The sequence below is a fragment of the Nocardia sp. NPDC052112 genome (genome assembly GCF_040680135.1).
Taxonomy (GTDB): Bacteria; Actinomycetota; Actinomycetes; order Mycobacteriales; family Mycobacteriaceae; genus Nocardia.
The window spans coordinates 313,589-324,920 of record NZ_JBFAWD010000009.1; the positions used below are offsets into that span (position 1 = coordinate 313,589).

An 11,332-nucleotide genomic window follows, 5' to 3' on the forward strand; every position below is an offset into this window, starting at 1 on the left:
TGAACTGCATCGACGTCGAAGGGCCGGGTTGCGAGTCGCGGACCCGCGCCCGGATCCTGTCGGGCGAAGGAGAGATCATGGGTGTCGAAGTCGGCACAAGCGCGGTAACCAAACGTTTTGGGGCGCAGACTATTTGGAACAACGTCACGCTAACCCTCCCCGCGGGCGAGGTCAGTGTGCTGCTCGGCCCCTCGGGCACCGGAAAGTCGGTGTTCTTGAAGTCGTTGATCGGGCTGCTCCGACCGGAGGAGGGCTCGATCTATGTAGACGGGGTCGATATCACGACGTGCTCCAACAAGGAGCTGTACGAGATCCGCAAGCTGTTCGGAGTGCTGTTCCAGGACGGAGCGCTGTTCGGGTCGATGAACCTGTTCGACAACGTCGCATTCCCGCTCCGTGAGCACACCAAACGGTCCGAGTCCGACATCAAGAAGACCGTCATGGAGAAGCTCGAGCTGACCGGTCTGCTGGGCGCGGAAGACAAACTCCCGGGTGAGATTTCCGGTGGCATGCGCAAGCGTGCAGGCCTGGCTCGTGCCCTGGTGTTGGATCCGCAGATCATCCTCGTCGACGAGCCCGACTCGGGCCTGGACCCGGTCCGCACGAGCTATATCAGCCAGCTCTTCCTCGACATCAACGCGCAGATCGATGCGACGTTCCTGATCGTCACCCACAACATCAATCTGGCCCGCACCGTGCCCGACAACATCGGCATGCTCTTTCGTCGGGAGCTGGTCATGTTCGGGCCGCGCGAGGTGCTGTTGACCTCGGACGAGCCGGTGGTCAAGCAGTTCCTCAACGGCCGCATGATCGGCCCGATCGGGATGAGTGAGGAGAAGGACGAGGCGCAGATGGCGCATGAACAGGCTCTCGTCGCCGCCGGTCATCATCACGGCGGTGCCGAAGAGGTCGAGGGCATCATCGCGCAGATGCAGGCGACCCCCGGGATGCCTGAGCGTCGAGCGGTCGCGCGTCGTCAGGCGCGGGTCCGCGAAATCATGCACACCCTCACGCCCGCAGCGCAGGCGGCCGTGGAGGAAAGTCTTGGTGCCCAACGGGTTCAGGCGTACGTGCGCTGACAATGGCGCGCTATCCATCGTGACTTGTGGTTCGGCTCGCGGTGACTCGAGTGGCCCACGGCGCCGCTCATTGCACCGCGATGTCGTTCGCGGTTGAAAGCCGTTGTGTTTCAACAAAATTAGAGACCCGCCTGCGGGCTTTCCGATGCGCTCGAACGCGGGTGGATTACAAATGACAAAATACGATTGACGTCTCTCGTAACATGCCGTACGTTCTGTGTGAGGCGCAGCACTTTTCCCTCTGCAGGTGGTAGCAGTCACATTCAGGTGTTTTCGGATGTGCGGTCTAGACGGCAAGCTGCGACCCCCACGCGCTAGTCCATTGTTGGACCGGTCGCGGACATCGTGGAATACGGAGTATCGAACAATGAAGCTCGTAGGCAACGTTGCCGAAACGCCATGGGAACCGCCGACAGGCGGGGATATGTCCGCGCATCTGGAGCACTCTGCTCGATGCAAGGACGTTTCGATTGTCCAACCCGTTGACCTGGCCGCCCGACATTATGCCGATCGAAGAAATGCGCCTCGTGATGCGGACACGGAGCGGGTCCGTCTGGCTACGAGATTCGTCGAATCTCCCACGAGAACAGGGCAACTCGCTTTCGCGGAGGCGATAGCGAGCACCCGATCGGCCGCAACACCGAGCACAGCAATCGTGGGCGCAGCACCTCTGGATGAAGCGATGCCCCGGAAGGGAGATGCCGACAAATGAGCGTCGCACAGATTACTACGTTCGGATATACCGATTCCGATGTAGCTCGAAAGGTGGCCGAGGGCAAGAACAACTCGCAGCCACGACGCCGCTCGGTGACCGAGCGCGCCGCCGCGTACGCGAGGCAGGCGCCGCTGCGCAGCTTGGCCACCATTGGGCGGTCGGCCCAGCTCACCGGCGCGGTGGTGCGGTATTCGGTCGTCGACACCATCAAACTGCGCATGCCGGTGCACGAGCTCGTCGAGCAGATGTGGCTATTGCTGAAAGTGACCGCACTTCCCGCGCTGTTGATGGCGATACCCATCGGCGCGGAAGTGTCGGTCCAGGTCGGCGGCATCATGAATCAGGTCGGTGCGAATTCTCTCGCCGGCGCGGCCAGTGGACTCGGTGTGGTCGGCCAGGGGGCTCCGATGGCTGCCGGTTTGCTGATGAGCGGTGCCGCGGCCTCGGCGATCGCCTCTGACCTCGGTGCCCGAGCGATTCGTGAAGAGATCGATGCCATGCGCGTCATGGGTGTGGATCCGATCGAACGTCTGGTCATGCCACGGTTTCTCGCGATGATCGCGATCGCTCCTATTCTGTGCATCATCATCGTTTTCGCGGGTGTGTTTGCGGGACTCCTTATTTCGGCCAACGTAAACCATGTGGTGCCCGGCAGTTTCTGGCAATCTTTCGGAGCCTTCGCCACACCGACCGACCTGGCGTTCTCGGTGTTGAAGGCGCTGATATTCGCGGCCATCGTCGTCCTGATCGCGAGCTTGCGCGGACTGGAGGCGAAAGGCGGTCCGAAAGGTGTGGCCAACGCCGTGAACGCCTCGGTCGTATTGAGCGTGTTCTGCATTTTCATGACGAACCTACTCGTCAGCCAACTTCAGATGATGTTCTTCCCCGCACGATTGGCGTGATGATGAGCGCACCATCCAAATATCAGTTCGCTCGGTCTGAGCAGATGTTGCGTCCCTTTCAATCGATGGCCCGGGGCGTCAACGGTTTTCTCGGCGAGATCGGACAAGTCGCGGTCTTCACGTTCAAGACCTGCTACCTGCTGCCGATCACAATCCGGCACTATCGCAAACAGACCGTGAAGACCATGAACAACATGGCTTGGGGCAGTGGGTCTTTGATCGTCGACGGCGGCGTGGTGAGCCTGATGTTCTTTCTCGGTGTCGCGGTCGGCGCCGTCGTGGCCATCGAGGCGTTCATGGCGTTGAATCTGTTGGGGTTCGGCGCGTTGACCGGAATCATCGGGTCTTTCGGAAATATCCGGGTGATCGCTCCGATCATCACCGGCATCGGTTTCGCGGCGCAAGCGGGTTGCCGAATGACCGCCGAGATCGGCGCGATGCGGATTTCCGAGGAGATCGACGCCACCGAAGCCATGGGCCTGCAGGCGATTCCGTTCGTCGTGGGTACTCGACTGATCGGCGGCATGCTGGTCGTGCTGCCCGGATACCTGATGGCGCTGGTCATCAGCTTCTTCACCGGCGGCATCATCGTCAAGATCTTCCACCAGCAACCTGCGGGCACCTACGACCACTATTTCAGCCAGTTCCTCAGTGTGCCGGATCTGACCGCATCGGTGCTCAAGGCTGTCGTGTTCTGCGCGGTCGTCACGGTTATCCACTGTTACTACGGATACTTCGCCAGCGGCGGTCCCGCCGGTGTCGGCGCCGCGTCGGGGCGGGCGATTCGCGCAAGTCTGGTCGCGATCGTCGTACTGAATTTCGCCATGACAGTTGCGATCTGGGGTCTGAGCCCGCTGCTGGTCTTCAAAGGATAGGTCGATGGTCAAAACACGGAATCAGGACTTTCTGCGAGGTAGCGACCGGCATCAGGCCCGCGTCGTGAGCGGCGCGGCCGCGGCGGTCGTAGCGGTGGCCGCGGCGGTATTGGTAAGCGCGGTGTGGGTCTATCCCCGCTACGACAAGCCGGATGGGTTACCGCTCAGCGTCGAGGTGCCCTACGTCGGACCAGGCGTCGGCGCCGGCACAAAGGTGATCCTGCACGGCGCCGAGGTCGGTGAGGTCACCGGACTGGAGAAGACCGGCCCGGCCACCGTGCGGATGAGTCTGACCTTGCAGCCCGACGAAATCCACGGCTTGACCGACTCCTTCGAACTGGACTTCCGCCCCCAGAACTACTTCGGGATCACCGCCGTCAACCTGGTGGGACGCCCAGGCGGCGCCGCGCTTGTCGCGGGCCGCACCATCAACCGAATGCCGGCTGGGGACTTCACGATGTCGACCATGCTGGAGAAGGGTTCGCTCGCGATCGATGGCACCTTGACCCAGTCGATGGTCGCCACGCTGAATAAGGTTATTCGCTACACCGACGGGCTGACGCCGTTGATCCAGTCCGGCATCGTATTCGCCGATCGCGTCGCGGCGACCCAACAGGCATTGCCGGCCGATCTGCTGCGCTACGCCAACGACATCCTCGCGGTGCTTCCGGCATTCAGCGGACAGGCGATCGACACTCTCTACAACGTCTACGACAGTCGATACAACCGTCGCCCAGACGGTTCGGTGGGCGTCGACGACGCCTTCATGGACTACACAGACGCAGGTCTCGGGCTGGCTGCCAACAGTCTGTTCGGCAAGGCGGGACGGCTACTGGCTTCGCACGGAACCGAATTGACGCCGGTGACTCAGCTGGTTCAGGCGCTCACCGACGCGATTCCGCACATATTGGACGGAGGAATGGCACCGGCGAAGCTGATGACGCTGATCGACCGGTACAACGCCGCATTCAGTGGTCCCGAGAACGCGAAAACCCTCAACCTGCGCGTCGTCCTGGACGACCTGCCGATGATCGCCGCGCCGTTGGCGCTCACCGGCATCCCGCAGGTCCCGTCGCAGGAGGCGCCGCGATGAGTCCTCGCATCAGGCTGATCACCATCCTGGCTGAACTCGGCGTCGCCGCCGCGGTCGCGGTCGTGCTCTTCGCCATCATCCTGAGCGCCATAAAGAACCCGGTGGAGGGCGAAACCAGCACCTACACAGCGGAATTCACTGATGTCTCGGGTCTGCACGTCAACGGCGACATCCGCACCAAAGGTGTACGCATCGGGAAGGTGCGCTCGATAGAGCTCACCCGCAAGGACGGTAGGAGCATCGCCGAGGTCGAGTTCTCCCTGGAGAAGCCCTATCAGCTGGTGGACAACACCATCCTCGCGGTGAAGTACCAGAACCTGACCGGCATCCGGTACATCGATTTGCAGGCGCCCGAACAACCGGGACGACAAGTGCGGCACCTGACCACGGCAATGACACGTCCGTCGTTCGACATCACCGAATTGTTCAACGGATTGCAGCCGGTGTTGAACACGATGAGCACCGACGAGATCAACACGTTCATGCAGAACGCGATCACACTGCTGCAGGGCGACGGATCTGGCCTGACCCCGATGCTCGACAGCGTGCAGCAGCTCGCGGACCTCGCGCACGACCGCGAGCAGGTGATCTCGACGCTGACCGCGAACATGTCACGCATCTCGGACTCGATGGGCGGCAAGTCACCGCAAGTGATCGAGTTCCTGCATTCGCTGAGCTTCCCGATCGCCAAGGCCATGACCGTACTGAAGGAGTTTCCCAAGACCGCCGCGTTCGGGCCGGAATTCCTGACCCCGGTGCATCGGCTGATCACCCAGCTCGGTCTGACCCGCGACCTGGACATCGACAAACTGCTCGGTCAGGCGTTCGCGTCGATCCCGCAGGCCGCTGAAGCGTTACGGCTGCTACCGGTCGCTTTCGCCGGACTGCAGCTGCCGCAATTGTCGACTCCGGCAGCGGGATCGATGAACTGCAGCAGCGGTGTGGCGAAGCTCCCGACAGAAGTCAATATTTTGCTCAACGGTAGCGAGGTCGTCGTATGCAACGGGCACTGAGGACAACACCAACCGGCGCACGCGGGCTTATACGCCGCGTCACCGGAAGCGAAGTTCTACTCGGCACGGTCGTCGTCATGGTCGCTGTCGTCGCGCTGGCCGCCACCACCTTGCTGTACACCCATCCGGTCGGTCGACGAACCATCTCCTTCGAAACAACCGATGCCTCGGCGGTGACCACCGGACTGGAAGTTCGAGTCGCGGGCATCACCGTCGGCAAGATCACCAATGTGTCGCTGCGACCGACCGCGGTGCGTGTGGACGCCGAGATTTCCGACTCCACGTTCGTGGGCAACGATTCTCGGGTGCAGGTGCGGATGCTGACACCTGTCGGTGGCTACGCGGTCACGGTGATCCCGCTCGGCGAGAAGCCGCTCGGCACATCGGTGATACCCGCCGATCACGTCTCTGTCCCGTACTCGATCGGCGACGTACTACAGGCCGCACCCCACGTCACCGACAAGGTCGAGGGCGCCACCATCGACGCCAATATCGACCAGGTCGCCGCGGCGCTGCAACACAACAGCACGTCGGTGGGGTCGTTGATCGCCGGGATGAACAGCATCGCCACGGTCATGGATCGCCAGCGCGAACAAGTCCGCCGGATTACCGATCTGGCCTCGGAATATCTCGAGACGTTCAACGCCAACCGCGAGTTCGTCTTCGACCTCATCCGGCAAGTCGACATTGTCGTATCCACCTACAACAATTCCCACGTCGGATTCAACGAGGCCTATCGGCTGCTCGGTGACGTCCTGATGCGGGTCCAGCCGATCGAGAAGTTCTATCTGGACCACTCCGACCAGGTACTCGTCGCGGTGAACCAGGTTCGGAAATCCATCGAGGACTTCAACACGAGTATGGGCCCGGCCATCGACCAGATGCAGCGACTACGAGCACAGCTGGAAGCGTGGCTGACTCCAGAGGGACTGGCGACCATCAGCGGCGGAACGATATTGGCATCAGGGATCTGTGTCCCTCTTCCCGGGCGGACGTGCTGAACGTGAACAAGAACAGGAAACAGCTGGCCGGGGTCGCCGTCGTCGTCGGTCTGGCGGCCGCGGGTGGCGTGGGTTTCACCGTCATCGACAACATCGCGCCCGACAGCCACAACGGATACTGCGCGCAAATGCCCGATTCCGTGGGCCTCTACGAAGGAAACCCGGTCACCCAGATGGGGTTTCAAGTAGGGCAAGTCGACCGCATTCAACCCAAAGGTGATTATGTGGAGGTCACCTTCACGCTGGATGGGGGCCGCAGATTCCCCGCCGACGTACAAGCGGTCACGCGTTCGAAATCCATTCTCGCCGACCGAAGCCTGGAACTGGTCGGCAACTACCAGGCTGGACCGGAGCTGGCCTCGGGGCAGTGTATTCCCCTGGCGCACAGCTTCACGCCCAAGAGCATCTCCGAAATTGCCGGGTCGGCAGCGGACTTCATCGACACCCTCAGCCCTGACAACGGCAGGCAGAGTTTCGAGAACGCCGTCGCCGGGTTCGAGCAGGCCTTACGCGGACAAGGCGACAACGCCCGCGCGATGATGCTGCACGCGTCGGCGGCTGCCAATAGCCCCGACAAACTGATCGCCGACATCGGCTCGATCATCCTGAATATGGCACCGCTGACCGACGACGCCCTGCAACGGTGGTCCTCGATCCGATCCATCCTCGACCAGATGCCCGAGGTCGTCTCGGCCGGTATAGATCTGTGGCCGGGAGTCATCGACGTGTGCGTCGGCATCGGATGGCTGGTCAATGTGCTCCACCACGTCCAAAGCAACTACGGCGACCTCATCTGGCCGTTGATGCAGGGGCCGGTCACCGCGGCGATCCACTTGGCCGCCAGCCGATCCGAGGACATCCAAAGCCTGTTGACCTCGATCCCCGCTGTCGCGGCGATGCTGCGACAGCAATCGGAGAACAACGGCGAAATGGTAATCGGCTACCAGCCGCCGACCGTCCAGCTCGACACGTCCGAGGTCGCGCAATCGTGCGACGCGCTCAACCAGCTCGTCCCAGGCAGCTGCACATCTGCAGCCGGGCAGATGCAGGTTCCCGTGGTCGGACTGTTGGACCTCGTGCTCGCGAAAGGTCAACAATGAAGATCTGGCCGAGAATGAAACCCGGGGTCGGCGCTATTTTCTTGTGCTGCAGCATCTTTGCTACAAGCGGGTGCGCACTGGGACCGGACGACTTGCCGTCGGTTCGCGGCGGAGTCGGCAACGGCTACAACGTTGATCTCGAGTTCGTCAGCGTGATGAATCTGCCGACCGGCGCGGACGTCATGATGGGCGGACTGCGGGTGGGCGAAGTCCGCGATGTCACGGTGCTGGACAAGTCGGTGAAAGTCGCCGTCCTCATGAAGGAGGGCACCCGGATACCCGCCGACGTGCGAGCCGTGATCCGCCAGAACACACTGTTGGGCGACACCTACATCGCACTGGACCACGCCGCCGCCGGTGCGGCCGATGTGTATCTGCGGCCGGGAGGAACGGTCCCGGCGAGCCACACGAGTTCCCCGCCCCAATTGGAAGACACCATGGCTGTGCTGGCGTACTTCGTCAACGGCGGCAGTATCCAGAAGGTTCAGGACGCGATGGGTCGAATCAACACCGTGATGCCTACGCCGCCTGATGTGCAACGGCTGGCCTCCGTCGTCGCGGTCGACATGCGCAATCTGGCCGACAACACCTCCGAGATCGACCGACTGCTGGATGGCTTCGACGGCACCGCCGTGGCGATGAACGAGAAGTCGGAAACCTTGGCGACGCTGTTCTCTCAGGAGACGGTCCACTACTGGCGCAGGGTCGCGGTCAATATCGTGTCCTACATCAGCCAGATCCTGCCGTCGGTGGGCAGTGTCTACGAGGGTGGGCTGTGGATGGTGCCGATGCTGAACTCGCTGGCCGACACCGGCGGAATCGTCCGAGGCATCTGGGATGAAGGCCCCTCCGATGCCGAGAAGCTGTCGAACTTCTTGCGTGCGACCGTCTTACCCTTCGCGCAGAACCCGTCGGTCAACATTCGATCCGTCGAATCCGCGCAAGGCGACCAGCTCATCGCCGATGTCGAAAACCTGCTGCGGATGTTGGGGGCAGTGAAGTGAACACCAAAACCACCATGTCTGTGCTCGGGATGGCCGCATTGGCGACGGCATCGTTGCTGTACCTGGGTCGAATCGGACTCGAGACAGAGGCTTTCGCCGATGTCCGCACCGCGACGATGGCGGTGCCCGATACCAACGGCTTGGTCATCGGTTCTCGCGTATTACTTCGCGGGGTGCCCATCGGACACGTCACCGCGGTCCATTCCTCGGCCGAAAAGATTGATATCGCATGGAATTACGACAGTGAATATCGGATTCCGGTCAACAGCCGGTTCCGAGTGGACAATCTCTCTGCGCTGGGCGAGTCCTACCTTGCCGTGATCCCGGCGACGGCGTCTGGGCCATATCTGGGCGATGCCGCGACGATACCCGCGGCCCAGGTCGTGGTGCCGACGACGTTCAAGGAGCTCTCGGCCCGATTGACGAAAATGCTCGAACAAGTCGAGCCGCAGCGCATCCAGGAGATCTTCCAGACCATGGACGTCGCGCTTCCCGAGGACGCCTGGGTGCTGGGCGATCTGTCGCACGCGGGGGAGTTGCTGGCGGGTGCGCTCACCCACCAGTCGGGCAACCTCACCACATTGCTCACATCGATGCAGCCCCTGCTGCTCGAAACCGGTTCCGTCCCTGGTGATCTCGCGGCGGCGACACCGATCGTCGCGGCATTCGGCGACGGTTTCCGAGGTGTCCTCGGCGGTATCTACTTCGCGGCGTCGTTCGGGCCATTGAAAGACGGCATCGAGAACGGTGCCGCGCCCTTGATCGATCAACTTCAGGTATTCCTCGACAAGAACTCCGGTGACCTCAACACCCTCGGCGTCGACCTGCTGCCCGGAGTCCGGGCCGGGGCCGCGTCGATGGCGACGGTGAACATCGGCCAGTTCCTCGACAACGCACTCGCGTCGACCACTCCGGGTGATGGCATCACCATGCACATTCGCCCACCTGGGAGGTAGCTCTGCAGATATCGCCCCAGCAACGAATGTGATCGCCCACGCTCAGAAAAGGCCATTATGACTCAGCCCACCACAGTTCTCGAAAACTTCGAATCAAGCAACACCACCAGTGCCGCAACCGAGCACAGCGGCAGCGACACCCGGGCCGGTAAGGTCGTCGGCGCGGTGGTCCGGCGTGGCCGCCGAGCCGGGGACTCCTCGATCAAACTCAAGACCGTGATCGCCTGGGCGATCGTCATCGCCATGGTGCTCGCGATCGGCGTTATCGGATGGCAATTGCACAGTAAGGCAAGCGATCTGGATGCGTTGCACGCCAACGCGGCCGATTCGGCGCACGTCGAACAGGTCGCCTTGGACTACGCCACCGCGGCCGCCGAGATGAACTTCCAGGATCTGGCTGCATGGCGTACTCGGCTGACCAAGGGAACCAGCCCCGAACTGTCCAACCGCCTGACCCAGGCGGCGACCTCCATGGAGCAGATCATCACCCCGCTGCAGTGGGTGTCCACCGCGAAGCCGATCGCGGCCAAGGTTCGATCGGAAGCGAATGGCACGTACTCGGTGGACTGTTTCGTCAGCGTGCTGACCAAGAACAGCCAAGCGCCCGAGGGAATCCAGTCGACTGCTACCTACCAGCTCAGCATCGACAGCCGCAATAACTGGACCGTTACCGACATCGGTGGAATCGGGTCCGCCCTCGCTGGCGCAGGCGCACCTCGATAACGCCGACCCTGCGCTCGCCACCGACGGGCGCGGCGAGCAGTTGCGCTCAGTTGATCACCGGCAAAGCCGGATGACACTGTGGCGCAACGGTCGTCGACGGATCGAGGAAGAATAGTAGATAAACCACTCCCACGCGGTGGAGATATGGAAAGGTTCCGTCGACTGGTATCGCTGCTCTTACTTCGAGCGGTGTCAGCGATGCCGGGCTGCCGCGTCAGAATTCGAGGGCATGCCCGACTCGTCCGATTGTTGGTAGTGCTGGTGCGTAGCCAGCAGTGCTACCGGGAGCGGTGCCAGTGTTTGTTGGAGCGGAACTTGGTCTCCTCGTTCGGCGAGGAGGGCACCGTCTATGGTGGCTCGGGCGAACCGGGCCATGTGTTCGGCTGCCTCGCTTTTCGGATCGATGTCCAACACGGTCGCGATTTGACTGCGGAGCAGTGTAAGACCCAGGTCGCGCAGGTCACGGGCGAGTTGTGCCGGTTTTGCCTTGGTGCCTGCCGCGGTGTCGATTGTGGTGAGGACGAGGTTGAAGAAGTGTGGATAGGCCTCGATGTTCTCGCGAAGTTGATCGATCAGCATGGTCAACGCGGAAAGGGGATCGGCATCGGGCGGTGCGGCTGCGATTGTCTCTGCCATGCGGCTGCCCCCGCGTTCCATCACCGCATACAACAGTCCTTCTTTGGATCCGAAGTAGTGATAGATGGAACTGAGCGGTATGCCCGCCGCCGCCACAATGCGCGGAATCGTCGCTCCTGCGTACCCATGCTGAGCCATGATGACGGCGCTCGCCGAAGTTCCCCACCCGTACTCGTAAAAATTCCCCACCCGTGAGCGGTGTCGATTATAGGGGTTCGCGGTTTCCGGTGGTGGC

Annotated in this window: 11 protein-coding genes; 10 read left to right on the forward strand and 1 reads right to left on the reverse strand. The window is 62.0% G+C overall.

Annotation, left to right across the window (positions count from 1 at the left end):
• Positions 1-77 precede the first annotated feature (77 nt).
• The 10 genes from AB0L58_RS20345 (at position 78) to AB0L58_RS20390 (ending at position 10,461) form a co-directional block, all read left to right on the forward strand.
• On the forward strand, positions 78-1,079 hold the full coding sequence (locus tag AB0L58_RS20345) for an ABC transporter ATP-binding protein (RefSeq protein ID WP_364388796.1): 1,002 nt from the start codon (positions 78-80) through the stop codon (positions 1,077-1,079).
• Positions 1,080-1,787: 708 nt separating this feature from the next.
• Positions 1,788-2,696 (forward strand): ABC transporter permease, encoded by a 909-nt coding sequence (locus AB0L58_RS20350; RefSeq protein WP_364388798.1) that lies wholly within the window; start codon positions 1,788-1,790, stop codon positions 2,694-2,696.
• A 44-nt stretch (positions 2,697-2,740) separates the two neighbouring features.
• Complete coding sequence (locus AB0L58_RS20355) at positions 2,741-3,571, forward strand: ABC transporter permease (protein ID WP_364388871.1); 831 nt, start codon at positions 2,741-2,743, stop codon at positions 3,569-3,571.
• A gap of 4 nt (positions 3,572-3,575) precedes the next feature.
• Positions 3,576-4,664, forward strand: a complete 1,089-nt coding sequence (locus AB0L58_RS20360) for an Mce family protein (RefSeq protein ID WP_364388800.1) — start codon at positions 3,576-3,578, stop codon at positions 4,662-4,664.
• The gene (locus AB0L58_RS20365) at positions 4,661-5,677 is read left to right on the forward strand and encodes an MlaD family protein (RefSeq protein WP_364388803.1); all 1,017 of its coding nucleotides are present in this window, start codon (positions 4,661-4,663) and stop codon (positions 5,675-5,677) included. Before AB0L58_RS20360 ends, AB0L58_RS20365 begins: the two co-directional genes overlap by 4 nt.
• Positions 5,662-6,678 (forward strand): MlaD family protein, encoded by a 1,017-nt coding sequence (locus AB0L58_RS20370; protein WP_364388805.1) that lies wholly within the window; start codon positions 5,662-5,664, stop codon positions 6,676-6,678. The genes AB0L58_RS20365 and AB0L58_RS20370 overlap by 16 nt, the downstream gene beginning before the upstream one ends.
• Positions 6,588-7,778 (forward strand): MlaD family protein, encoded by a 1,191-nt coding sequence (locus AB0L58_RS20375; protein ID WP_364388808.1) that lies wholly within the window; start codon positions 6,588-6,590, stop codon positions 7,776-7,778. Before AB0L58_RS20370 ends, AB0L58_RS20375 begins: the two co-directional genes overlap by 91 nt.
• A 92-nt stretch (positions 7,779-7,870) precedes the next feature.
• Positions 7,871-8,782, forward strand: a complete 912-nt coding sequence (locus AB0L58_RS20380) for an MlaD family protein (RefSeq protein WP_364388810.1) — start codon at positions 7,871-7,873, stop codon at positions 8,780-8,782.
• Positions 8,779-9,738 (forward strand): MlaD family protein, encoded by a 960-nt coding sequence (locus tag AB0L58_RS20385; protein ID WP_364388812.1) that lies wholly within the window; start codon positions 8,779-8,781, stop codon positions 9,736-9,738. The genes AB0L58_RS20380 and AB0L58_RS20385 overlap by 4 nt, the downstream gene beginning before the upstream one ends.
• Positions 9,739-9,795: 57 nt before the next feature.
• Positions 9,796-10,461 carry a hypothetical protein gene (locus AB0L58_RS20390; protein ID WP_364388814.1) on the forward strand — a complete coding sequence of 222 codons (666 nt, stop codon included), beginning with the start codon at positions 9,796-9,798 and terminating at the stop codon, positions 10,459-10,461.
• Positions 10,462-10,653: 192 nt separating this feature from the next.
• On the opposite strand, the gene AB0L58_RS20395 is transcribed toward AB0L58_RS20390, so the two are convergent.
• On the reverse strand, positions 10,654-11,332 hold a 679-nt coding region (locus tag AB0L58_RS20395; protein WP_364388816.1), incomplete at its 5' end, for a TetR/AcrR family transcriptional regulator.

Bases quoted from the DNA above. Each gene is read 5' to 3' on its own strand.
- AB0L58_RS20390 (WP_364388814.1), top strand. From the start codon at position 9,796: ATGACTCAGCCCACCACAGTTCTCGAAAACTTCGAATCAAGCAACACC.
- AB0L58_RS20350 (WP_364388798.1), top strand. From the start codon at position 1,788: ATGAGCGTCGCACAGATTACTACGTTCGGATATACCGATTCCGATGTA.
- AB0L58_RS20355 (WP_364388871.1), top strand. From the start codon at position 2,741: ATGTTGCGTCCCTTTCAATCGATGGCCCGGGGCGTCAACGGTTTTCTC.
- AB0L58_RS20360 (WP_364388800.1), top strand. From the start codon at position 3,576: ATGGTCAAAACACGGAATCAGGACTTTCTGCGAGGTAGCGACCGGCAT.
- AB0L58_RS20365 (WP_364388803.1), top strand. From the start codon at position 4,661: ATGAGTCCTCGCATCAGGCTGATCACCATCCTGGCTGAACTCGGCGTC.
- AB0L58_RS20345 (WP_364388796.1), top strand. From the start codon at position 78: ATGGGTGTCGAAGTCGGCACAAGCGCGGTAACCAAACGTTTTGGGGCG.
- AB0L58_RS20370 (WP_364388805.1), top strand. From the start codon at position 5,662: ATGCAACGGGCACTGAGGACAACACCAACCGGCGCACGCGGGCTTATA.